Origin of the sequence: Acetobacter sp. AN02, assembly GCF_029759835.1 — a bacterium.
Taxonomy (GTDB): domain Bacteria; phylum Pseudomonadota; class Alphaproteobacteria; order Acetobacterales; family Acetobacteraceae; genus Acetobacter.
The window spans coordinates 41,669-65,539 of the sequence record NZ_JAJJND010000001.1 but is presented as its reverse complement, the minus strand read 5'-3'; the positions used below and the strand labels follow the sequence as shown (position 1 = coordinate 65,539).

Genomic DNA, 23,871 nt, shown 5'->3' with positions numbered 1-23,871 from the left:
CGCAGTTCATAGCTTCCGCCCCATGTCTGATGATGCGCACCTTCTGATTCCCGTCCCCCGGACCTGGCCGTTCGAGGAAGCCCGCAAGCTCGCGGAGGCCCTCGCGGGAGGCGATCCGGAAAAACCCGTCCTGTTCGAGACAGGCTACGGACCGTCCGGCCTGCCACATATCGGCACCTTCGGAGAAGTCGCGCGCACCTCCTGGGTCCGCCAGGCCTTCACCGCACTGACCGGCCGCCCGGCCCGCCTGCTGGCCTTCTCGGACGATATGGACGCATTGCGCAAAGTGCCGGACAACGTGCCGCAGCAGGACATGCTGAAGCAGTATATCGGACAGCCGCTCTCCCGCGTGCCCGATCCGTTCGGAACCCACGAATCCTTCGCCGCGCACAATAACGCCCGGCTCTGCGCCTTCCTCGACAGCTTCGGCTTCGAATACGAATTCGCCTCCTCCACGCTGTACTACACCTCAGGCCGCTTCGACGCCGCCCTGCGGCGCGTGCTGGAAGTACATGACCGTATCCTGGACGTGATCCTCCCCACGCTCGGCCCCGACCGCCGCGCGACTTATTCACCGGTCCTGCCGTTGCACCCGGAAACCGGAGAGGTCATGCAGGTGCCGATGGATGCCATCGACGCCGCAGCCGGAACCGTACGCTGGACGGACCCGGCAAGCGGAAAAACCTTCGAGACCCCGGTCACCGGCGGCCACGCCAAGATGCAGTGGAAAGCCGACTGGGCCATGCGCTGGTACGCGCTGGGCGTGGACTACGAAATGTCCGGAAAGGATCTGATCGACAGCGTACGCCTGTCCGGGAAGATCTGCCGCATCCTCGGAGGAGACCCGCCGTCCGGCCTGACCTACGAGCTGTTCCTGGATGACAAGGGGCAGAAAATCTCCAAATCGAAAGGCAACGGCCTCTCGGTGGAGGAGTGGCTGCGCTACGCCATCCCCGAAAGCCTCGGGCAGTACATGTTCAACCAGCCCCAGCGCGCCAAACGCCTGTTCTTCGATGTGATCCCCAAGGCCACCGACGAATATCTGTCCCATGTGGACAAGGCCCGCGCGCTGCAGAAAGAGGCCCCGCATGACAGCGAGGCCCGCCAGGCCCTCCTCGCAAATCCCGCCTGGTTCATCCATCGCGGAGAGATCCCGGCAGATGCAGGCAGCCCGGTCTCCTTCGCCATGCTGCTCAATCTCGCCAGCGTCGCCAACGCGGAAACGCCCGACGTGCTGTGGGGCTTTATCCGCCGCTATGATCTCACCGTCTCCCCGCAGACGCACCCGACGCTCAGTGGCCTCGTAGACCGCGCCGTGGTCTACTACGCGGATTTCGTCCGCCCGGCGAAAACCTGGCGCACACCCGATGACAAGGAGCGTGCAGCCCTGACCGATCTCGCCGCAGCCCTGCGCGGACAGGAAACACAGGCCCGGGATGCGGACGCCCTGCAGAACCTCGTGTTCGAAATCGGAAAACGCCACGGTTTCGATCCCCTGCGAGCCTGGTTCACCTGCCTTTACGAAGTCCTTCTCGGACAGTCCGAAGGGCCGCGGTTCGGCGGTTTCATCGCGCTTTACGGCGTGACGGAAACCATAGCGCTGATCGACGCGGCTCTGGCCCGCTGACCAGAGCGGGCAGGGCACTGCTGCAATGACGAAGACAGACCAGCCGGACAGAAAACCCGGCTCCGACGGACCGGCAGAGTGCGACGGCGGAGAGATCGGGGAAGCCGTCACCACCAGCGTCTGGCGGCGGCACCTCCCGCATATCTTCGGTCTGGTGCTGATGGTCGCCGCCATCGTGGTCGTCCAGAGGGAAATCCGTCATCTCAGCCTCACGGAGGTCGCCGGCGCCCTCAAAGCCATCCCGCACAGCGCCCTGATGGCCGCAGGCGGATGCACCGTACTGTCGTATTTCATCCTGTCCTTCTACGACCGCCTTGCCGTCATCCAGGCGGGCTATCCGAAAATCGGCCTGCTCAAGACCTCCTTCGCAGCCTTCTGTTCCTACGTCCTGTCCCATAATCTCGGCTTCTCCGCGATCTCCGGCGCCGCCGTCCGGTTCAGGCTCTACCGGAACTGGGGACTGCCGCCTCTTGCCATCGCGCAGATCATCGCCTTCTGCTCCGCCACCTATCTCCTCGGTGCCGCCGCCCTGATCGGCGGCGTGCTGCTCGCAGAACCCCACGCACTCCCCCTGATCGGAGACCACCTCTCCCCGCTGCTGCTCCGCCTCGCCGGAGGCGCATTATGGGGCGGCGTACTGGCCTATATCCTCGCCGGGATCAGATGGCGCAGCATCACCATCCGCGGGAACCGGATCGATCTGCCCTCGCCGCTCATGGCCCTGGCGCAGACGGTCGTCTCCGCGGCAGAGGTCGCAGCCACAGCCTCCATCCCCTACGTCCTCCTGCCACTCGGAACCGTCGGCTTCGGCACATTCCTCGCAATCTATATCGCGTCCTACACCGCAGGCCTCGTCGCCAGCGTGCCGGGCGGGCTGGGCGTGTTCGACGGCACGATGCTGGTCGCACTCGGCCCCTATCTCCCCGCACCGCGCATCCTCGGCATCATCCTCGTGTTCCGGCTGTTCTACTATATCGGCCCGCTCTTCCTCGCCGGAGGCATGTTCGCAGGACACGAACTGTTCCTGCGCGGAGATGCCGCCATGCATCCGGAGGAAGAGGCCGCCGCAGTCGCCGCGAAGGCAGAAGGCCGGGATGCTCCGCGCCCGCGCCGGCCGAGCGGGGCCGTCCGGGAAAGCGAGGCCGGATTCTCCGTCACGGTCGCGACCGGAGCCGTCGCCCTGTGCGGCCTGATGCTGCTGACGCTTCCGATCATGAATCCGCTGGAATTCGCAGCCGATTCCGGGCTGACCGCAACCGGCCTCGCAGGCGGGGACTATCTCCTCTCCCTCGCCGGTGCCCTGCTCATCGCACTGGCCCTCGGACTGGCCCAGCGCGTCACCCTGACATGGTCAGCCACGATCGCCGTGCTGCTCGCAACAGCCGTGGCAACCTTCCTTCGCGGCAACATGATGCTCGTCCCGGCCGTGCTGGCATTCACGGCCTTCCTCATCGCGCCGTTCCGCAAATGCTACTACCGCCACGCACGCATCCTCAGCGAACCGCTGTCCCCGGCCACGGTCGGCTCCCTGATGTTCCTCCTGTGCTGCGGCCTCGTGATCATCACCCATAAAATGCCCGGCACCTGGTGGGAAATGCTGTCCTTCAGCGGGGAGGGGGACAGACACTGGCTCGTGGTCATCACCATCCTGCTCAGCCTGCTGGTGCTCGCACGGCTCATGCGCGCCGGACGCGTCCGCACGCAGCCCTGGACAGAAGAACGCCGCGCATGGTACGAAACCCTCGACCATGCTCATCTCAGCTTCCCCGGACTGGCCCCCGAGGCGCTGATCACGGGACAGGCCGCACAGGCCGCCGTCCCGGTCAGACGCCGCAGCGGTTTTCTCGTCGGCTTGGGCGATCCGGCAGGCGAGAGCGCGGACTGCGCCACCGTCATCTGGCAGCTCAGAGACCTGGCCATACAGGAAGGGCTGCAGCCCGCCTTCCGGGGAGCAGGAACGATTTTCCAGAACGTCTACGACGACCTCGGACTGGTCAGCTGGCCCATGCCGGACGGCACACTGCTGTTCTGTCCGCCGGAACAGAGCGGCCTCGTCAGGGCCAGACTGGAAGCCCGCGGCACGCCGGAATGTGCGGACAGACAGCAAAGGCCGGACAGCCATGTCTGAGTCGGTCCGTCTCCTGACAGACTGCGTTCTGCTGGCCTTTCCCGCCCTGTTCTCGATCGTCAACCCGCTGGGCGCCTCGCTGATCTTCGCGCAGATGGTGGCAGACCGGTCAAAGGAAGACGCCAGCCTCCTCGCCCGCAAGGTCGCGCTCTATTCCTGCGTCCTGCTCATCGCATCCGTGTGGATCGGAAACGCGCTCCTGTCCTTCTTCGGCGTCTCGCTCAACGCCCTGCGCGTCGCAGGCGGGCTGGTCGTCGCCGTGGGCGGATGGACACTGCTGCACAGCGCGGAACGGGTCGAGGCCAGACGGCAGGAACAGGCCATGCAGGAGGGCCGCACCGTGGCCACCACCCACCTCCAGGACGTGGCCTTCTTCCCGCTGACGATGCCATTCACGGTCGGACCCGGCGCCATCTCGGTCGCCATCGCTCTCAGCGCGGGACGCCCGGCCAATGCCCCGTTCCTGTACTGTTTCGGCATCACCATCGCCTCGGCCCTGGTCGCCCTCGTCGTATGGGTCATGTACACCTACGCGGAGAAACTGACCGCCCTGCTCGGCGTGACCGGCGCACGCATCCTCAGCCGCCTCTCAGCCCTGATCCTGCTCTGCATCGGCGTGCAGATCCTGGCCGGAGGGATCGGCGGATTTGCAGAGGATATTCTGGATCACGTCCGCCCCGCCGCCGTCACGGCTCCGCAATCAGCCGCCGCAGTTCAGAAGTAAGCGCCCGCATCTCCGCAGAGGACGGATCACGCGGCCGCGCCCCGACCATGATATCCGCCCGCACCGCCGCAGGCCGGCCGGACAGAACCACGATCCGGTCCGCCATGAGGATCGCCTCCTCAACATCATGCGTGACAAACAGAACCGTCTTGCGGGTCTCCCGCCAGATCTCCAGCAGTTCCTGCTGCAGACCGGCCCGGGTGATCGCATCCAGAGCCCCGAACGGCTCATCCATCAGCAGAAGCTCCGGATCGGTCACAAGAGCCCGCGCCACGCCCGCACGCTGCCGCTGCCCTCCTGAAAGCTGCCGGGGCCAGCGACCCGCCTCCGCCGTCAGCCCCACAAGCTTAAGAACCCGCTCCGCCCGCGCATGACGCTCCGGAGCCGGAATGCCAAGCCCCTCCAGCCCCAGCTCCACATTCTTCCGCACGCTGCGCCACGGCATCAGCCGCGCATCCTGAAATACCAGAGCCGTGCCCCGCGTCCCGTCCCGATGCGCCGGCGCCGTCAGCGTCACCCGCCCCTCGGTCGGCGGAACAAGCCCCATGACAACCCGCAGAAGAGTGGACTTGCCTGCACCGGACGGCCCCAGAACAGCCACGAACTGCCCGGATTCCAGCGCAAGCGTCACATGACGGAAAACAAAACTCTCCCCTCCGTCATGAGACAGACCGGCATCCTCGATATGAACCAGAGACATCCCCGTCACCCCTGCCAGCGCAGCAGCCGGTCACGCACCAGCCCGAAAAGAAAATCCGTCAGGGCATACAGGGCCGCCATGGTCAGCATGTACACCACAACCACATCCGTCGCGAGCAGACTGGAAGCCTGCATCATCCGTGCCCCGATCCCCGGCACACCGAACAGCTCGGCCGCAACCACGGACATCCAGCCCTGACCCAGACCGGTCCGCAGCCCCGCAAGAAGGCCCGGCATGGCGGCAGGCAGCGTCACGCAGGACAGACGGGAAAAAAATCCGCGATGGCCGAAAGCCGCCGCAACCTCATAAAGATCACGATCTACGGCCTTCACCGCACCCCAGGCCGCATAGAAATTGATCCAGAACACGGAGATCGCGATCACGAACGTCGCCCCCGCATTGTTCAGACCAAACCACAGAATGGCAAACGGAACCCAGGCCAGACCGGGGATCGGACGCAGCATCCGCACGATCCCGCCGCTCGCCGCATCGATCACCGGCACGGACCCGCAGACCAGACCGGCCGACGTCCCCAGAACGGACCCGGCCAGAAGACCGGTCGCATAATGGGAAAGACTGTCCAGAATGGACTGCTGCCAGAATCCTCCCGAAATCTCCGCCATCCAGGCAGGCCACAGCTCGGACGGCGCAGGCAGGATACCAGGCGGAACCAGCCTGGATTTCACGGCAGCCTGCCACAGGGCAAACAGCACGATCAGACCGGAGAGGCTGAGACCCAGCCTCACCCGGCCGCTGAGACGGCGTTCAGTCATCTTCTTCCCGGAATCAGTCGTCTTACGGCGCAGCCTGACGCCAGGTCACCAGATCGAACAGATCCTCAACCGGTGCGGCAGATCGCAGAAGCCCTCTGGAGACCTCAAAATCCTGCAGAGCCTTCGTCCCCGCAACAATCCGCGCCGGATCAGACACGAAACCATCCGCAGATGCTCGCAGCGCCCGGGCAATCACATCCGGACCCAGCAGACCCGCCCCGAGCTCTTTCGAAACATAGGGCGCCGCCTCATCCGGATGCGCCGAAACGAAAGCGGTCGCCTTCACGAACAGACCCGTCAGCTTCGCAGCCCAGGCCGCATGTTCGGGAGAAGACGGACGAAGGATCGCCAGAACGGAGCCAGGCTGGTCCGGCAGCATATCATGCCCGGTCGCCAGTGTCCGCGTCTCAGGAAGACGGCTGCGGATCACCGTCAGGGCAGGCTCCCGCAGAACGGCCGCGTCCACAGCCCCGGCCAGAAACGCCTGCTGGGCCGCATCGATCCCCAGACCGACAATCTCGACAGAGGAGATGTCCTGCTTTTCTTTCTGCGTCAGCCAGAACCGCAGAAGCGTATCAGGAACCGAACCCTCGGGCTGCGCCGCAATACGCAGCCTGCGCCCCTGAGCCTTCGTAAAGGCAGCAATCCGCCCGGCAAGCGGCTCCGCAGACGGCCCGTCCTGCGGAATACCCGCGGCAAACGCCCCGCGGGCGACAACAGACAGCTCCTCGATCGCGCCGGTCGCCATAACCTTCACATCCGTCCCGTGACTGCGGACCTGAAGCAGCGGCAGAATCCCCGCGACATAGGCATCAATCCGCCCGGATACGAGCGCCTGGATCGCCTGCGGACCGGAGGAAAACCGGACCAGCTCCAGGTCGATCCCCGCATCTTTTGCCCAGCCCTTGCCATCCAGAACAAATAGCGCCGAAGACCCCAGAACAGGAATATACCCGACGCGGACAGACGCAGCCATCGCCGCCTGGTCCGCGCCGAAAAACAGGGCTGCAGCCGCAGTCACGGTTGCGGCAAGTCTCTTCACTCTGTGCGTCAGCCTCATCGGGGAGCCTCCGGAGAAAAACGGGAGAAATACAGGCTCCTTAGATCGCAGTATTATCTATTATGTCAATTAAAATAGTAAAATAAAAATTCAACCACGATCTCAGCGTAAATCAGACGTGAAAAGACAGGCCGTTTGCCGCGGGGCAAGGAAGGGGAGAGAACTTCAGCTCTCCTCCCGCACGATCTCATAAGCCCAGTCCAGCCAGGGCAGAAGCGCCTCGATATCTGATGTCTCAACCGTCGCACCGGCCCAGATCCTCAGACCCGGAGGCGCATCGCGATATCCGGCAATATCAAACGCCACCCCCTCGGAGGCCAGCAGAGCCGCGATTTTCCCGGCCGTCCTGCGCTGGACATCCTCGGGCAGCGCCGTAAACCACGGAGCCACGATCCGCAGACAGACCGAGGTCGGAGACCGCTCCTGCGGATTGACCGCAAGAAACCGTGCCCAGTCCGATGTCGCCTCCCAGGCGGATATCGCGGCAAGACTGGCCTGACAGCGGCGCTTGAGCTCCTCCAGCCCGCCGGCCTCCTCGGCCCAGACAAGGCTGTCAATCGCGTCCTCGACACACAGCATGGACGGCGTGTTGATCGTGTCTCCGCGGAAAATCCCCTCAATCAGCTTACCGCCGGACGTCAGCCGGAAAATCTTCGGCAGCGGACGCGGTGCAGGCGTCCCCTCAAGACGGGCAACAGCCCGCGGAGACAGCGCCAGCATCCCGTGCGCCGCCTCGCCGCCCAGCGCCTTCTGCCAGGACCAGGTCACCACATCCAGACGGTCCCACGGAAGATCCATCGCAAAGGCCGCAGATGTCGCATCACAGATCACCAGCCCGTCATGCTCCGCCGGAATGGCCTCCGCACCGGGAAAACACACCCCCGATGTCGTGCCGTTCCAGGCCAGAACCACATCGCGGGACCAGTCCACCTGAGACAGATCCGGCAGATGCCCGTATTCAGCCGTCAGAACCCGCGCATCAAGCGCAAGCTGCTTCGTGATGTCCGCCGCCCAGGTGGCGGAAAAACTCTCGAACGCCAGAACGTCAACCGGCCGCGAACCGAGCAGAGACCACAGCGCCATCTCGACAGCGCCGGTGTCAGAGGCCGGAACGATGCCCAGACGCCAGTCCTTCGGCATCTGCAGGATCGATGCGGACCGCTCGATCACCTCTCCCAGACGGGCACGCCCCTCCGGCGCACGGTGCGAACGACCCAGCAGCGCACCGGACAGGGCCTCAAGGCTCCAGCCCGGACGCTTGGCGCAGGGACCGGAGGAAAAACGGGGATTGGCCGGGCGGACAGACGGGCGAACCCCCTGCCGGGCCCGGGATGCGGAAGTCAGTGACATCGGCCTGCCGGATTTATGTTCAGACTGGTGCGAGCGGGGGGACTCGAACCCCCATGCCTTGCGGCGGTCGATTTTGAGCCGACTACGTCTGCCATTCCGTCACGCTCGCAACCCCGGCAGTCCTATCAGGAAAGACAGGACGCGAAAAGTTCCCGCCTGTCGTTCTCAGTTCGTCGTCTCCGCCTGTCGCCTTCCGGTATAGCCGTCCCGCAGAACGGACCATCAGACCCCGAGCATGAGGCGGATATTCTGGATCGCCGCTCCGGACGCTCCCTTGCCAAGATTATCCAGCCGCGCCGTCAGCACCGCCTGGCCATGCGCGTCATTCGCATGAACACGCAGCTCGAGATCATCCCGTCCGGCCAGGGGCTCCCCGATCAGCTTCGCTTCAGGGGGAAGAACGCGCACCATGGAGCAGCCCTCATAGGCCCGCTCCAGCAGCGTCTGAAGATCACCACCCTTCACGCCGCCCTTCAGTTCCGCCAGATGCAGCGGGATCGAAACGATCATCCCCTGGGGGAAATGCCCCACCGACGGCACGAAAACCGGACGCCGCGTCAGCCCCGCATGCTTCATGATCTCAGGAACATGCTTGTGCTCCAGCCCCAGACCATACAGCTCAAAAGCCGGACCGCCTTCCTGCTCATGCGCCGCGATCATGGATTTCCCGCCGCCGGAATATCCGCTCACGGCATTGATGCAGACCGGAAAACCCGCCTCCATCACACCGGCGGCAATCAGCGGCCGCAGCAGGGCCAGAGCGCCGGTGGGATAACAGCCGGGATTGGAAACGAGATCCGCCCGGGCGATGTGCTCCGCCTGGCCGGGCCTCAGCTCCGGAAACCCGTACGCCCAGGCATCATCCGTCCGGAACGCCGTGCTCGCATCCAGCAGACGTGGCCGCGCATCCCCGGACAGCGTCTCCCGCAGCGCGACCGTCTCACGCGCCGCCTCGTCCGGCAGACACAGAACCACGAGGTCCGCCGCCGCCATTGCCTCTGCACGGGCTGCCGGATCCTTGCGCCGGGCCGGATCAACGGAATGCAGCCGCACCGGCAGGTCGCGAAGACGCTCGCGAATGCCCAGCCCCGTCGTCCCGGCCTCTCCGTCAATGAAAATGACCGGCTGCTCTGTCATCACCCTGTCCGTCCGTCAGAAATCACTGTGCCGGATACGCATATCCCGGAGCCGGACCAGGTGCCACCGGAAAATACTCCTGTGACAGACCATCCCTCCCGGGGCTTTCATCTCCGCCGGTAAAACCCTATCTCCACGGGAAGAAAACCCGCGGAAAGCAAACAGGGAGACCTGTCATGCACAAGACTGTCCTCGGCCTTTACGGTAATGATCAGGGCCACTGGGTCGGAGACGGCTTCCCCGTCCGCTCCCTGTTTTCCTACAGCGATTTCGGAAAGCAGCTCAGCCCGTTCCTGCTCCTGGACTATGCAGGCCCGCACGAATTCACCCCCACACAGACGCGGCGCGGCGTGGGCGAACACCCCCATAAAGGGTTCGAAACCGTGACGATCGTCTATGACGGAGAGGTCGAGCACAGGGATTCCTCCGGCGGGGGCGGCGTGATCGGCCCGGGAGACGTCCAGTGGATGACGGCCGGAAACGGCATCCTGCACCAGGAATTCCATTTCGCCGCCTATGCCGGAAAGGGCGACCCGTTCCGCATGGTGCAGCTCTGGGTGAACCTCCTGGCAAAGGACAAGGGCACCCCGGCCTCCTATCAGACGATCACGGCAGCCGACATCCCTGAGGTCGCCCTGCCGGATCAGGCAGGCCGTCTGCGGGTCATCGCCGGAGAGTATGAAAGCACGAAAGGCCCGGCCCGGATATTCTCCCCGCTCAACGTCTGGGACGGCGTGCTGCATGAGGGCGCACAGGTCACCATGCCGCTGCCCGAAGGCCACAACGCCGCAGTCATCTGCCTCGAAGGGGAGCTGGCGGTCGGGGATAAGGAAAAGGCCGGCAGCGCGAAATTCGTTCTGCTTGGCACCGAAGGCCATAGCGTGCCCCTCAGAGCCGGAACCGAAACCAGCTTCCTCGTGCTCACAGGACAGCCGCTCAACGAGCCGATTGCAGGATACGGCCCGTTCGTTATGAACACCCAGGACGAGATCCGGGCCGCCATCGACGAATTCCGCGCCGGAAAATTCGGGGGCATTCCGGCAGCGTAAAAAAACCCGACCTCCGTATGCGTCTCATCCCATGATGCATACGGATGAAAGGGCAGGGCAGCACATCATGACATCAGAAATGGGCCTGCATGTCGTCGTCCTCACGGGCAGCCTCCGCCAGGCCTCCCTCAACCGCATCATGGCGCGCGCGGCCTGACCTCGCTCCGCAGAGCGTCCGGAATCCCCGCCAGGCTCCCCGGACACCTTCGTCTTCAGTAAACCCGAAGTAATGGCCGGTCAGTCCGCCGGAAAATTCGATACGGGAAAACAGGAACCGGCAGATCAGAGAGCGCGTGATTTCCTCACGCCCCGGATCACCGCACGGGCAGATCCGGCTCGGAAGATCAGCCCTCTTCCGGCAGATCCCGGCCGCCGTTTTCCATCTCCACACGCGCCGCCGTCGCCAGCTCATCAACCCGCTCATTCTCCGGCACGCCCGAATGGCCCTTCACCCAGTGCCAGGACACGTCATGCTTCTTCGCAGCCGCCAGAAGACGCTGCCACAGATCCATGTTCTTCACCGGATCGCCGGAGGAGTTGCGCCAGTTCTTCCGGACCCAGCCCGTATGCCAGCGCGTGATGCCATTGCGGACATATTCACTGTCGGTATGCAGCTCGACACGGCACGGACGGTTCAGCGCCTCAAGCGCCTCCGCCGCCGCCGTCAGCTCCATGCGGTTATTGGTGGTCTCGGCCGCTCCGCCGGACATTTCACGCTCCCGGCCCTTATAGCGCAGCAGCACGCCCCAGCCGCCCGGCCCGGGATTCGGACGACAGCCGCCATCCGTCCAGATTTCGACGGGAACCTCCTCGGCCTCTTCCGGATCAGACCCCATAATCACCCGCACCGGATACGGAGAGGTGGAAACGCAGCCGCCGCAGATAGGCCAGCGGATCCTTCCGCGTCACCATCGCTCCTGCAGGCGTATTGATCCAGTCATAAAGCCGCGTCAGGCAGAACCGCATCGCCGCCCCGGCCGCAAGAACCGGCAGCGCATCGCGTTCCGCCCCGGACAGAGGCCGCACGCTGTCATACCCTTCCAGCATCCGGCGCGCGCATGTCACGCTGAATTGCCCTCTGTCATCCAGGCACCAAGCATTCAGGCAGATCGCGATGTCATAGGCCAGGATATCGGTACAGGCGAAATAGAAATCGATCAGCCCGGACAGCGTCCCGTTGAGGAAGAACACATTATCCGGAAAGAGATCGGCGTGAATCTGCCCGCGCGGCAGATCGGGATTATCGCCCGCTCCCGGCCAGGCAGGCAGAATACGCGCCAGAGCCGCATCCAGCTCCGCCGCAAGCCCCGGCTGCACCTCATCGGCTCGTGCCCGGCTGGCCTCCAGAAGAGGCGCCCAGGCCTGCGGTCCGAGCGCATTGGGGCGCGGCGTGGTGTAGCTCTCCCCGGCCAGATGCAGCCGCGCCAGAGCCGCACCGAGCGGAAAACCATGCGCCGTCTGAACCTGCCGCGGCCATACCCCCTCAAGAAAGGTCGTGATCGCCGCCGGCCGGCCAGCCAGCTCCCGCAGCGTCTCCCCGTCACGTCCGGCCACGGGCTGGGGGCAGACCACCCCCTGCCGCGCCAGATGACGCATCAGACCGAGAAACCAGGGCAGGTCGCCCGGATCAACCCGCTTCTCATGCAGGGTGAGAATGAAATCCCCGCCGGTGGTACGCAGGACATAGTTCGAGTTCTCAACACCCTCCGCAATACCGCGAAAGGCCGTAAGCGTGCCGATATCGTATTCCGCGAGAAACGCGACAAGCGCCGCGTCACTGACCTCGGTATAGACAGCCACCCGGAATCAGCCGAGCGGCGCAGGCAGACGGAAAGTGACGTTCTCTTCCTTGACCGTCCGCTCCTCGATCTTCAGCGCATAACGGTTCGACAGCTCCGTCACCATCTCCTGCACCAGGGCCTCGGGAGCAGACGCCCCGGCCGTGATGCCCAGCGTCTCCACACCGTCCAGAACGGACCAGTCCAGAGCCGACAGCTTCGGCACCAGCAGCGCACGCTTCGTGCCCGAACGCTCCGCAACCTCGCGCAGACGCTGGGAGTTGGAGGAATTCGGAGATCCGATCACGATCACCAGATCACATTCCGGAGCAATCGCCTTGACCGCTTCCTGCCGGTTGGTCGTGGCATAGCAGATGTCCTCGCGCTTTGGTCCCTCGATCAGAGGAAAGCGCGTGCGCAGGATGTCCACGATCTCCGCGGTATCATCGACCGAAAGCGTCGTCTGCGTGATGAACGCCAGACGCGCGGGATCGGCAGGCTGAACGCTCCGTGCCTCGTCCGCATCATTGATCAGCGTAACAGCGCCCGGCGGAAGCTGCCCCATCGTGCCGATCACCTCCGGATGCCCGGCATGGCCGATCATCAGGATATGGCGGCTGTCCGGGCCTCCGTCCGCATAATGCCGCTCGGCCTCGCGATGCACCTTGGACACCAGAGGGCAGGTCGCATCCAGATAGAGCAGGTTGCGGCGCTCGGCCTCGGCCGGAACCGTCTTGGGCACGCCATGGGCGGAAAACACCACATGACCATCCGCAGGCACCTCATCGAGTTCCTCGACAAAGATGGCCCCCTTCGCCTCCAGCTCCTCAACCACGGTGCGGTTATGGACGATCTCATGCCGCACATAGACCGGCGCGCCATAACGGCGGATCGCCTCCTCCACCACACGGATCGCACGGTCCACACCCGCGCAGAAACCGCGCGGCCCGGCAAGAACGACCCGCAGCGCACGATGCGATGCACCGGAAGGGGCGTCAGGTCTGGTGGAAAGAATCTGCTCGGACATCATGGGCTCCGGTAAAACGGAAGAGGACCGGGCGGAGACAGGCCGGCCCTGCTGTCAGGGATATCAGCCACAGGCCTACGCAAACCCGCAGCTCCGCGCAAGCCCGTTCTTGCCCGGAACTGCTCTGCGGACCAGGGAAGGAGATCGTGGCATGATGTGCCGGGCCGCGTTTTTCCAGTCCGGGATGCCTCCCGGCAGTTCCGGTATTCTTCAGCCGGACGTGTCCTTACGCTGCTCCATCACATGATTCAGATGTCTCCTGTAGCGTTTGTAGCTGCCCTGAGGCACGCAGCCCAACTCCTCCAGGTCCTCAAGCGCCACGCTGCGGTTGAGCCACTCATTCACCTCCCTGAAATCCAGCCGTTCCGGAATCGGCAGCGTCTCGAACAGCACCGGCCCGCCCGAGGCCGCGCTGACCCCGAACACAACGGACTCGTCTGTCTTCTTCCCCAGGGGAACTAGCCGGGCCTCCCCGCAGCTCACCTCCTCACCCTTGCGGGCATGAGTCGTGATCTTACCGAACACCACGTCCTCAGGATGAGCGCTCAGCTTGCGGATGCTTTCCCGCACGGCCGCCGTTGCCGGATCATCCTCCCCGGCCGCAAGCGCCGGAAGCGGCAGCAGCAGAGCCAGGAGAAACGCAGAAAGACCAGCACGAAACATCATGGACAGAACCCCGAAACCCGCAGAGCCATGGAAAACCCGTAATCCGGCGCAGACTACCGGATACGTCGCGCCGACGGAACCGCCACAGACCGATATCCGCCCTGCGTTACGTCTGTTTCCGGCCTGTTCCCCGCCGGACTCCGCGGCTCGCTGCCCGTAAATTCGCTTTTTCCGGCTTTGCGCCGCGTGTAGATATCGTGATATACAGGAACGAAACCGTCCTGTTGCCGGTACGATAAACTTCTGCCCGGCAGATGTGTTGGCAGGAAAGAATTCACGGCTCCTGCCATGCAGGCAGGCCCCGGCCGCATCCGGAATACGACTGAAGTGAGAGAATTTTGATGTCCAGGCAGAAAGCTTCCGGCATATGGGTCAAGCTGACCTCCGCAATCTTCGCCCTGTGCGGCCTGTATCTTGCAGCCGGAGGCGCGTGGCTCCTGATCTGCCATGATACGCCGTTCTATTTCCTTAGCGGTATGGCCTTGCTGGCCATCGCCTTCCTCGTAGTCCGCGCCTCAGCCTTGGCCTATCTGATCTGCACCATCCTGCTGCTGACATCCCTCGCCTGGGCCCTGTTTGAGACCGGCCTCGATTTCTGGTCGTTCCTGCCAAGAACCGACATGTTTATGCTGCTCAGCCTTTGGCTGGTGCTGCCCTTCGTCGCGCGCCCGCTCGGGGCCGGACGCGGGATGCAGACCGCGCTGGGTGGAAGTATCGGTATCGCCGTGGTCCTGCTGGCCGTCACCTTCATGCAGGACCCGGAGGACATCGCCGGAAATCTTCCGACCGATAAAATCGCCGCCGCACAGCTCCCCGATGATCAGCCGCCCGGAGACTGGCGCGCCTACGGGCGCACTCAGGCCGGAGACCGCTTCTCCCCGCTGACGCAGATCACATCAGACAATGTCAGCCACCTGAAAGTCGCCTGGAAAATACATACCGGAGATGTCCGCCGTGCGGAAGATCCGGGAGAGACCACCAATGAGGCCACACCGCTCGCCGTCAACGGAACGCTCTATCTGTGCTCCACCCATCACAGGATCTATTCCGTCAACGGCGCGACCGGACACGTCAACTGGGTGTTCGATCCGAAAATCCATGTCAGCCCGGATTACCAGCACCTGACCTGTCGCGGCCTGTCCTATCACGAGTCCGACGACACCGCCCTGACATCCGACGGACAGCCCGCCCCCGCCGGGGAGTGCCATCACCGCCTGTTCCTGCCGACCGGCGACGGACGCATGTTCGCCGTCAATGCCGATGACGGAAAGGTGTGCCCTTCCTTCGGCACGAACGGAGAGCTCAGCCTGCGCGAGGGCGGCATGCCCTACACGCAGACAGGCCTGTATCAGCCGACTTCCCCGCCGGTCCTGACCGACAGACTGGTGATCATCTCCGGCGCGGTCATGGATAACGGTTCCGTTCATGAACCCTCCGGCGTGACCCGCGCTTTCGATATTTTCACCGGCAAGCTCGTATGGGCTTTCGACCCGGGCAATCCGGACCCGAGCCAGCTCCCGGAAAGCGGACATCTCTTCGTCCCGAATTCCCCGAACTCCTGGATCACCTCCTCCTATGACCAGAAGCTCGGCCTCATCTATATCCCGATGGGTGTCGCCACGCCGGATGAGTGGGGCGGGAACCGCACGCCGGATATGGAGCGCTTCGCGACGGGCGTGCTTGCGCTGCACGCCGATACCGGTCGTCTGGCCTGGTTCTGGCAGTCCGTGCACCACGACCTGTGGGATATGGACCAGCCCGCCCAGATGAGCCTTGCGGATATCACGAGGCAGGATGGCAGCGTCGTTCCGGTGATCTACGCCCCTGCGAAAACAGGTAATATCTTCGTCCTGGACCGCCGGGACGGCCAGCCGGTCGTGCCCGCGCCGGAGCGTCCCGTACCGCAGGGGGCCGCGAAGGGAGATCACCTGTCACCCACGCAGCCCTTCTCCGAGCTGACCTTCCGGCCGGAACTGCCGCTGACGGGCGCGGATATGTGGGGCGGGACGATCTTCGATCAGCTCATCTGCCGCATCTATTTCCATCAGCTTGATTACCAGGGCACCTTCACGCCTCCCTCGGAAAGAGGCACGCTCGTCTTCCCCGGTAATCTCGGCATGTTCGAATGGGGCGGCCTTGCCGTCGACAGGCAGAGACAGATCGCAATCGCCAGCCCGATCGCGCTGCCCTTCGTCTCCCGTCTGGTCCCGCGCGGCCCTGGCAACCCGACATGGCCCGATAAAGGAAAAGGTGGCGGAACGGGCGGTGAATCCGGCCTGCAGCCGAATTACGGAATCCCCTATGCGGTGGAGATCACCGCCTTCCTCAACCCGGTCACGAGCAAGGTCGGCCTGCCGATCCCCTGCAAACGTCCGCCTTGGGGCTATATGGCCGGGATCGATCTGCGGACCAGCCGTATCGTCTGGCAGCACCGCAACGGCACGCTGGAGCACAGCCTGAACGCCTCACCGTTCCGCGCCCTGCCGCTTCCGGCGCTGACGGTCGGCGTGCCCGAACTGGGCGGACCGCTGGTCACGGCCGGAAACGTCGCCTTCCTCACCGGCTCGATGGATCAGAAAATCCGCGCCTATGATGTCACAAGCGGAAAGGTGCTCTGGACACAGGCCCTGCCCGCAGGCGGACAGTCCACTCCGATGACCTACACGGCAGACGGCCGGCAGTACATCGTCAGCTATGCGGGCGGACACGGCTCCTTCGGCACGACCGAAGGAGACTACCTGATCGCGTGGACTCTGGATAAATGAGAGCAGACGGAACGATCGCGGAGGACAGGGCGTGAGTGAGCGCCCTGTCCGGCTGGATGAAAGCTGGATCACGCCCCTGCAGAAGGAGTTTGATTCCGCCTACATGCAGGAACTCCGGGCCTTCCTCGCGGAGGAGAAAAAACAGGGGAAGCAGATATTTCCCATAGGAGCGCACTGGTTCCGTGCGCTCAATCTCACACCGCTGGGAAAAGTGAAGGTCGTGATCCTCGGTCAGGATCCGTATCACGGGGAAGGTCAGGCGCATGGCCTGTGCTTCAGCGTTCCGGCAGGGATCAGAATCCCACCGTCTCTGGTGAATATCTACAAGGAGATGCAGAGCGATCTCGGCATCCCGCCGGCTTCCCACGGAAATCTGACACACTGGGCGCAGCAGGGGGTTCTTCTGCTCAACAGTGTCCTGACCGTCGAACGCGGACAGGCAGCCTCTCATCAGAAAAAAGGATGGGAACGTTTCACGGATGCGGTCATCAGATGCGTGAACGAGCAGGACACCCCCGTCGTGTTCATTCTCTGGGGTGCATATGCACAGCGCAAGGCCGCCTTCGTCGATGCCTCACGTCACCTCGTGCTGAAAAATGTGCATCCGTCGCCCCTGTCAGCTCATAACGGCTTTTTCGGCGGGCAGTATTTCTCGAAGGCGAATGAATTTCTCGAAAAAAATGGTATGGAGCCGGTGGGCTGGGCTATTTCTGAAATTTGCGAAGAATAAAAATTCTCAATTTATAAAAAATATTTCAGGATTTTTTTATAAATTATTCACTTATTTTAACAAAATAATCATACTTATTTCCCAGAATAAGTTATGTTCCGATTGTTGCTCCTGATACTGGCAGTCTGCTTCCCTGTCTCGGCTTTTGCCGGAGCTGCGGGGTGCGTCCGCGCTACTGGCGTGACAACCGTTCCCACCGTTTACTTAACTCTGCCATCACAGATTTCCGTAAACTACACCCTGGCGATAGGCAGCGAACTGGCAAGCTCTGCGGATGTCGCAGGCATGCCGGACCACGGTCTCTCCGTAACCTGTCCGGTACAGGTCCCGATTCCGTACGGTTTCCAGGTGGATGCATCAAGAGGCACGGTGAGCGGAGACGTTACGGTCTTTCCCACAGGAACTTCAGGCACGGCATTCGAGATCATACAGACCACCGGTGCGCTTGCTGGTCCGTGGCCGAATAATCCCTATGCAAGCTATACATATCCGTACAATGCCTCGGGGCTGATCACGCTTGTCTCAGGCTCAGTGCAGCATATAACCCTTCTGAAAACCGGAAGAATTGCAGATAATGCAGTCATAAAATCAGGACCGCTGGGTGACGTCATGATGGATGATGTCATCTACGAGCATGTATATCTCAATAATGACGTAACAATCGTCGATCCCGCCTGCACCGTCAGTACCACATCCATCACGGTCAATCTCCCGTCGGTCGATGCCTCTCTTATGCTCGCAACAGGATCAATAACAGGAAGCACGGGCTTCCAAATCAATCTCTCATGCAGCGCAGGTGCGCCGATCATGATCAGATTTGACAGCAACGGGGTGGATTCAGGCATTGCCGGCGTGCTTCTTCCGGTCTCCGGATCAGCCACCGGAGTGGGCATTCAGATGACAGATGATGGAGGAAATCCGGTCACCCTGGGAGATTATGCCCCGGCAGGAACCACAACCGACGGCACCGTCTCCCTGAACTATTCCGCCAGATATTACCGGACCGGAAAAATAACGCCAGGCGGCCTGAGTTCCTCGGCCACCTTCACGATAACCTACGAGTGAAGACAATATCCTGACTGCCATGCACTGCGGCGGGCAACGATTTGCGATAATGCACGGATGTCTGCGGAAGCAGGACTGGCGGAGGGGAAGAGATTCGAACTCTCGATACGGTTTAACCCGTATAACGGTTTAGCAAACCGCCGCCTTCAGCCACTCGGCCACCCCTCCGCCTGAAGAGCGTGCGTTATAACACGGCGTCTGCAGATGTGGCGTTTAGTGCGTTCTGTGGCACAAGTCAAATGCTCATGGCCTCTTTCGCGCACAGGGTTTCAGAATCATGCCTCCTTCTCCCCGATACAAGCCCTCGGCGGCGCATCTTGCACTGGGAAACAGTTTTTATGATGAGGTAAGAGCCGCGGTTTTCCCTGAACATATCCTGCGTTTCCGTAACCAGGCCGCAGCCCGGCAGACAGGACTTGAAACCCTGGATGAAGCGGAATGGATCAGTCATTTCGGGCATTTCCAGCCTCTGCCCGGCACGCTGGAATACCCGTTGGCCCTGCGCTACCACGGACACCAGTTCCGTCATTACAACCCCGATCTGGGGGACGGGCGCGGCTTCCTTTTCGCACAGCTGTACGACCTGCAGGACGGACGTCTCCTGGATCTCGGAACCAAGGGCAGCGGACAGACACCCTGGTCACGCGCCGGGGACGGAAGGCTGACCCTGCGCGGCGGCGTAAGGGAGGTGCTGGCAGCCGGAATGCTGGAGGCGCTGGGCGTGAATACATCGCGTGCCTTCAGCCTGATCGAGACAGGAGAGGCTCTCCAGCGCCATGATGAACCGTCCCCGGCACGCTCCTCCGTGCTGGTCAGACTCAGCCACTCACACATACGGATCGGAACATTCCAGCGTCTTGCCGCCCTTCAGGACAGACCGGCCTTGGAAAAACTGGTGGCCTATGTGCTCGAAACCTACTTTCCGCAGGCCGCAGGAACCGGAGACGAGGCTCCGGCCATCACGCTGCTGAGGGAGACAACGCGGCGTGTGGCACAGACGGGCGCGCAGTGGATGGCGGCAGGCTTCGTCCATGGCGTGCTGAACACGGATAATATCAACATCACCGGAGAGAGTTTTGACTACGGCCCCTGGCGTTTCCTCCCCTCCTGGGATGACAGCTTTACGGCGGCATATTTCGACCACTCACGTCTGTATGCCTATGGTAGACAGCCCGAAACATTGCTGTGGAACCTGGCAAGACTGGCTGAAAGCCTTATCGAGCTTGCCTCATATGATGATCTGGTCGCAACTCTCGAACAGTTCCCGGCTCTGTATCATGACGCACTTGACCGGGCCTGGCTGCGGCGTCTGGGGCTGGCCTCACGGGGCGCGGAGAAGGACCGGACACTGCGTGAGGCAGTATCGGTCTTCCTGCGTGCCAGCGGTATGCCCTTTGCCTGTTTCCCCTTTGACTGGTTCGGTGGCGGCTGCCGGGCGGAGCAGGCGCTGCAGGGACCCCGGGCGTCATTCTACCTATCGCAGGATTTTGCTCCGCTGCGGGCGATTCTTGAGGAATACACGTCGGCTTCGGGGATTCAGACACGGACCGCGTTTTTCGCGCGTGAGGCACCGCCGGACATACTGACCGATACGATGGACGCCATATGGACGCCGATCGCGAAAAATGATGACTGGTCTGTTTTCTATGGGTTTCTTAACGAAATCGAGAAAATGAAAGAGGCATATTCTGCCCCGTAAGGGCCGTATTTCTGTGTTTGACCGGATTAAGACCCTTTCTGGCAGACGGTGGTCCGGAGTAGAACCCTGTCTGTCCGTACAGTTCTTTTTCAGGATTTCAGCTCTTGGCGCGCCCCGGTCCGGTTTTTTCCTCCTCCAGAATGTCAGGTGGCCTGACAGGAATCAGACGCCGCCTGACCGAGGCCGGAGGGGTCTGTCTGTGGCTCGCAGCCCTGTCTCTGGCGATCATGCTGGTCAGCTACAACCCCGCCGATCCGTCCTTCAGCGTCGCGACGGAAACCCCCGCAACCAACTGGCTGGGCTGGCCGGGGGCTGCCGTTGCCGACACGCTTCTTCCCTCGATCGGACTTGCGGCATGGCTGGTGGTCATGGCGCTGGCCTGCTGGGGGTGGCGCATCATCCGCTGGCACAGGCTGAGCGTCTTTGTGCTGCGCCTTATCGCGCTGGTCGCACTGCTGCCGGTCGCAGCGGCCCTGCTGGCAGCCCTGCCGCTGCTCGTGACGGTGTTCCAGGCGCCCCGCTGGCCGTCCGATGCCGGGATTGGCGGCGGGATCGGGCTGTCCGCCGCAACGGCTGCGGTCCAGGCCGGGGTGGCCGCCACCGGACCGGCGGGCGCCGTCGTGCTCTGGGTGCTGGGTCTGATTCTGGCACTGACGCTGGCTGGCCTCGGTCTCGGCCTTGACCGGCAGGAATGGCGGGCGATTGCCGCCGGGATCATGGCGGCCGTGAGGTTCGTGTTCCGACAGGGTGGCGCGCTCCTGCATGCCGGTGTCAGAAAAATCCGTGCCTCCTCCAACACAGGAAACGAGGCGGCTTTTGCGCGGCCCCAGGCCTCGCCGGTCGCCTCTCCTCTTGCGTGGAAAGAAACACAGTCCGGCGGCCCGACCTCATGGACCGCGCCTCCAGTGGCCCCGGTTTCTCAGTCCCCGTCCCGGTTTCAGCCTCAGACCGGACCGCAGATGGCGGCAATTCCGGCAGGCCAGGCTGTGATTTCCGTGGATGACGATCGCCCGCGTCCGGCTCCGTCCCCTGATGCTCTGGTCCGCCCGGGACCGCCTCCGGCAGAGGAGCAGCCCGTGATTGCGCTGCCTGGCCCGGCAATGGCGCAGGCCGCCGCTCCCTCCGCTGCGAGCAGACCGCCGGAGCCCGAGCTGTCCCGCCCCGTTCCGGAGCCCGTCGTGGTGCAGCAGTTTTCCTCTGCTCCGGAGGAGCCCGCTGATCCGGCACCGGCTGCATCCAGAGGATTTTTCTCACGCATGTTCAGCGGCACGCAGGATAAGGCCGCACAGCAGGAGGCCCGGAAAGAGAAGCAGCCGCCCCGTCGTGACGGCGGCTGGCAGCTCCCGCCGCTCTCCCTGCTCAGGACGCTCGGGCCGGAGCACGCGCAGAACGGTCCTTCGCAGGAAATGCTGCAGGCCAATGCCAGACTGCTGGAGACGGTGCTGTCGGATTTCGGTGTGCAGGGGCGGATCGTCGGTATTCATCCCGGCCCTGTGGTCACGCTCTACGAACTTGAACCGGCCCCGGGCATCCGCGCGGCCCGCGTGATTGGTCTGGCCGACGATGTCGCACGCTCGCTCTCGGTTCTGAGCGTGCGCATCGCCACGGTACCCGGGCGTAACGTGATGGGTATCGAGGTGCCCAACGCGGTGCGAGAGACGGTTTATCTGTCGGAACTGTTCCGCTGTCCCGAATGGACGAAAACAAACGGCGTGCTGGAGCTTGCGCTGGGCAAAGATATCGCCGGTGCGCCGATATTCAGCGATCTCGCGAAGATGCCGCATCTGCTCGTTGCAGGCACGACCGGATCGGGTAAGTCGGTCGGCGTGAACGGGATGATCCTGTCGCTGCTGTTCCGTCACTCGCCGGATCAGTGCCGCCTGATCATGATCGACCCGAAAGTGCTTGAACTGTCGATCTATGACGGGATCCCCCATCTTCTGACGCCGGTCGTGACCGAGCCGCAGAAAGCCGTGGCCGCACTCAAATGGGTGGTCCGGGAGATGGACCGGCGTTACCGCAATATGGCGCATCTGCAGGTCCGGAATATTGCGGGATATAATGAGCGGGCCATCCAGGTCCGCGACCGGGGCGAGGAGGTCACCCGCCGGGTGCAGACGGGATATGATCCCGAAACCGGCAATCCGATTTTCGAGGAGCAGTCCTTCACGATCGAGCCGCTGCCGCATATCGTCGTCGTGATCGATGAGATGGCCGATCTGATGATGACAGCCGGAAAGGAAATCGATGCGGCCGTGCAGCGCCTGGCGCAGAAAGCCCGTGCGGCCGGCATCCATGTCATCATGGCCACACAGCGGCCTTCGGTCGATGTCATTACCGGCACGATCAAGGCCAACTTCCCGACACGCATTTCCTTCCAGGTCATCAGCAAGTTCGACAGCCGCACGATCCTGGGAGAGCAGGGCGCCGAGCAGCTTCTGGGGCAGGGTGACATGCTGTTCATGCAGGGCGGCGGGCGTATCACACGCGTGCACGGTCCATTTGTGGCCGACAGCGAAGTTGAGGCCGTCGTCGGGTTCCTGCGTGAGCAGGGTGAGCCGATCTATGATGAGGACGTCATTTCAGACCGCGAGGATGATACGGCGGCTGTTGCCGATACAGGCAGCTATGGCGGCGGAGGTGAGGATGGTGGTCTCTATGACAAGGCGGTGGCCGTCGTAATCCGGGAAGGGAAGGCATCCACCTCCTTTGTCCAGCGTCACCTCTCGATCGGCTATAATCGTGCGGCAAAACTGATCGAGCAGATGGAAAAGAACGGGATCGTGACCCCGGCCGATCATGTCGGTCGGAGGAAGGTGCTGATCGGGCGCGGGGCCGAGGACTGATGCGGCCTCCGCCGGCCCGGGCAGTTCCGCCTGCGGTGCATAAGCTGCCTTTTACGGTCCTTTACGAGACGAACCGTTTTCTTGTGATCGATAAGCCCGCCGGTCTGCCGGTCTATCCGTCCAGAGCAGGCGGGCCGTCCGTGGAGGACTGGTTTCCGCTGATGAGCCGGAGAAAGGACGGGCCGTGGCTTGTGCACCGGCTGGATCAGGATACGTCCGGCTGCCTCATGATCGCCCTGCGCAAACAGGCGCTTCTGGACCTGCAGGAGCAGCTCCGGACCGACGGAATACGCAAGATCTACCACGTGGTCGTGCGGGGACGTCCGGAGGCTGAGTCCGGAGATATCAGTTTCCCCCTGAAAAGAACGGAGCAGGGCCGGTTCTGGCGCATGAGTGTCGCACAGGACGGTCAGCCGTCCCTGACCCGCTGGCATCTGCGGGGCTATTCCCCGGAGCGAAATCTGGCGTGGCTTGAGGTCGAGCTCCTGACCGGCCGGACACATCAGATCCGTGCACACTGCGCCGCATCCGGCTGGCCCGTGCTGGGCGATACGGTCTACGGCGAACAGAAGCAGGATGTGCCGCTGCATCTTCTGGCACGCAGGCTGATTCTCCCGGAGACAGATATCAGCGCACCGGTGCCGGAACATATGAAAACGGCACTCAGCGCCTGCGGTCTGACCTCTCCCGAAACGCAGAACGGCGCCTGATCAGGATCAGGCGCCGTCCGACTGACAGAAAAGCGTC

The 23,871-nt window shown here is 63.1% G+C and carries 19 protein-coding genes and 2 tRNA genes; 10 read left to right on the top strand and 11 right to left on the bottom strand.

Annotation, left to right across the window (positions count from 1 at the left end; translation table 11 throughout):
- Nucleotides 1–22: 22 nt before the first annotated feature.
- From LOC54_RS00300 to LOC54_RS00290, 3 genes are read left to right on the top strand one after another with little or no spacing between them, the layout of a single operon-like run.
- On the top strand, nucleotides 23–1,627 hold the full coding sequence (locus LOC54_RS00300) for a lysine--tRNA ligase (RefSeq protein ID WP_279311810.1): 1,605 nt from the start codon (nucleotides 23–25) through the stop codon (nucleotides 1,625–1,627).
- Nucleotides 1,628–1,652: 25 nt separating this feature from the next.
- Nucleotides 1,653–3,755 carry a lysylphosphatidylglycerol synthetase family protein gene (locus tag LOC54_RS00295; RefSeq protein ID WP_279311809.1) on the top strand — a complete coding sequence of 701 codons (2,103 nt, stop codon included), beginning with the start codon at nucleotides 1,653–1,655 and terminating at the stop codon, nucleotides 3,753–3,755.
- Entirely contained in the window at nucleotides 3,748–4,479 is a 732-nt protein-coding gene (locus tag LOC54_RS00290; RefSeq protein WP_279311807.1) for a MarC family protein, read from the top strand. Before LOC54_RS00295 ends, LOC54_RS00290 begins: the two co-directional genes overlap by 8 nt.
- Here the strand turns inward: LOC54_RS00290 and LOC54_RS00285 are convergent.
- The 6 genes from LOC54_RS00285 to argC all read right to left on the bottom strand — a co-directional run bounded on the left by LOC54_RS00285 (nucleotide 4,442) and on the right by argC (nucleotide 9,499).
- Nucleotides 4,442–5,179, bottom strand: coding sequence for an ABC transporter ATP-binding protein (locus LOC54_RS00285; protein WP_279311806.1), 738 nt, complete (start codon nucleotides 5,177–5,179; stop codon nucleotides 4,442–4,444). The genes LOC54_RS00290 and LOC54_RS00285 overlap by 38 nt on opposite strands.
- A 5-nt stretch (nucleotides 5,180–5,184) precedes the next feature.
- Nucleotides 5,185–5,952: an ABC transporter permease gene (locus tag LOC54_RS00280; RefSeq protein WP_279311805.1), complete on the bottom strand. Its 768-nt coding sequence runs from the start codon at nucleotides 5,950–5,952 to the stop codon at nucleotides 5,185–5,187.
- A gap of 22 nt (nucleotides 5,953–5,974) precedes the next feature.
- Nucleotides 5,975–7,012: an ABC transporter substrate-binding protein gene (locus LOC54_RS00275; protein WP_408740260.1), complete on the bottom strand. Its 1,038-nt coding sequence runs from the start codon at nucleotides 7,010–7,012 to the stop codon at nucleotides 5,975–5,977.
- Between the two features lie 165 nt (nucleotides 7,013–7,177).
- Nucleotides 7,178–8,362, bottom strand: coding sequence for a phosphoserine transaminase (locus LOC54_RS00270; protein ID WP_279311804.1), 1,185 nt, complete (start codon nucleotides 8,360–8,362; stop codon nucleotides 7,178–7,180).
- Between the two features lie 25 nt (nucleotides 8,363–8,387).
- A tRNA-Leu gene (locus LOC54_RS00265) sits at nucleotides 8,388–8,471 on the bottom strand.
- 113 nt (nucleotides 8,472–8,584) lie between these two features.
- Nucleotides 8,585–9,499: an N-acetyl-gamma-glutamyl-phosphate reductase gene (argC, locus tag LOC54_RS00260; RefSeq protein ID WP_279311803.1), complete on the bottom strand. Its 915-nt coding sequence runs from the start codon at nucleotides 9,497–9,499 to the stop codon at nucleotides 8,585–8,587.
- A gap of 176 nt (nucleotides 9,500–9,675) precedes the next feature.
- Here argC and LOC54_RS00255 point away from each other — a divergent pair, with 176 nt between their 5' ends.
- A complete protein-coding gene (locus LOC54_RS00255; RefSeq protein ID WP_279311802.1) occupies nucleotides 9,676–10,548 on the top strand; it encodes a pirin family protein in 873 nt (290 codons plus the stop codon).
- A 344-nt stretch (nucleotides 10,549–10,892) separates the two neighbouring features.
- Here LOC54_RS00255 and rnhA read toward each other — a convergent pair whose 3' ends face one another.
- The 4 genes from rnhA to LOC54_RS00235 form a co-directional block, all read right to left on the bottom strand.
- Nucleotides 10,893–11,384, bottom strand: coding sequence for a ribonuclease HI (rnhA, locus tag LOC54_RS00250; protein WP_279311801.1), 492 nt, complete (start codon nucleotides 11,382–11,384; stop codon nucleotides 10,893–10,895).
- Nucleotides 11,374–12,348 carry a homoserine kinase gene (locus tag LOC54_RS00245; protein WP_279311800.1) on the bottom strand — a complete coding sequence of 325 codons (975 nt, stop codon included), beginning with the start codon at nucleotides 12,346–12,348 and terminating at the stop codon, nucleotides 11,374–11,376. Before LOC54_RS00245 ends, rnhA begins: the two co-directional genes overlap by 11 nt.
- A gap of 6 nt (nucleotides 12,349–12,354) precedes the next feature.
- Nucleotides 12,355–13,353, bottom strand: coding sequence for a 4-hydroxy-3-methylbut-2-enyl diphosphate reductase (gene ispH / locus LOC54_RS00240; RefSeq protein WP_279311824.1), 999 nt, complete (start codon nucleotides 13,351–13,353; stop codon nucleotides 12,355–12,357).
- Nucleotides 13,354–13,563: 210 nt separating this feature from the next.
- The gene (locus tag LOC54_RS00235; protein ID WP_279311799.1) at nucleotides 13,564–14,019 is read right to left on the bottom strand and encodes a hypothetical protein; all 456 of its coding nucleotides are present in this window, start codon (nucleotides 14,017–14,019) and stop codon (nucleotides 13,564–13,566) included.
- A gap of 341 nt (nucleotides 14,020–14,360) precedes the next feature.
- Between LOC54_RS00235 and LOC54_RS00230 the strand changes: the two genes are divergently transcribed.
- The 3 genes from LOC54_RS00230 to LOC54_RS00220 all read left to right on the top strand — a co-directional run bounded on the left by LOC54_RS00230 (nucleotide 14,361) and on the right by LOC54_RS00220 (nucleotide 18,579).
- Entirely contained in the window at nucleotides 14,361–16,784 is a 2,424-nt protein-coding gene (locus LOC54_RS00230) for a membrane-bound PQQ-dependent dehydrogenase, glucose/quinate/shikimate family (protein ID WP_279311798.1), read from the top strand.
- A gap of 31 nt (nucleotides 16,785–16,815) precedes the next feature.
- Nucleotides 16,816–17,514, top strand: coding sequence for a uracil-DNA glycosylase (gene ung / locus LOC54_RS00225; protein WP_279311797.1), 699 nt, complete (start codon nucleotides 16,816–16,818; stop codon nucleotides 17,512–17,514).
- 93 nt (nucleotides 17,515–17,607) lie between these two features.
- Complete coding sequence (locus tag LOC54_RS00220) at nucleotides 17,608–18,579, top strand: fimbrial protein (RefSeq protein WP_279311796.1); 972 nt, start codon at nucleotides 17,608–17,610, stop codon at nucleotides 18,577–18,579.
- A gap of 76 nt (nucleotides 18,580–18,655) precedes the next feature.
- Here LOC54_RS00220 and LOC54_RS00215 read toward each other — a convergent pair.
- Nucleotides 18,656–18,747 (bottom strand) — tRNA-Ser (locus tag LOC54_RS00215).
- Nucleotides 18,748–18,856: 109 nt separating this feature from the next.
- On the opposite strand from LOC54_RS00215, the gene LOC54_RS00210 reads away from it, so the two are divergent.
- The 3 genes from LOC54_RS00210 to LOC54_RS00200 all read left to right on the top strand — a co-directional run bounded on the left by LOC54_RS00210 (nucleotide 18,857) and on the right by LOC54_RS00200 (nucleotide 23,834).
- Nucleotides 18,857–20,278: a protein adenylyltransferase SelO family protein gene (locus tag LOC54_RS00210; RefSeq protein ID WP_279311795.1), complete on the top strand. Its 1,422-nt coding sequence runs from the start codon at nucleotides 18,857–18,859 to the stop codon at nucleotides 20,276–20,278.
- A 140-nt stretch (nucleotides 20,279–20,418) separates the two neighbouring features.
- Nucleotides 20,419–23,124 carry a DNA translocase FtsK gene (locus LOC54_RS00205; protein ID WP_279311823.1) on the top strand — a complete coding sequence of 902 codons (2,706 nt, stop codon included), beginning with the start codon at nucleotides 20,419–20,421 and terminating at the stop codon, nucleotides 23,122–23,124.
- Complete coding sequence (locus LOC54_RS00200; RefSeq protein WP_279311794.1) at nucleotides 23,124–23,834, top strand: RNA pseudouridine synthase; 711 nt, start codon at nucleotides 23,124–23,126, stop codon at nucleotides 23,832–23,834. Before LOC54_RS00205 ends, LOC54_RS00200 begins: the two co-directional genes overlap by 1 nt.
- The last annotated feature ends 37 nt before the right edge of the window (nucleotides 23,835–23,871 follow it).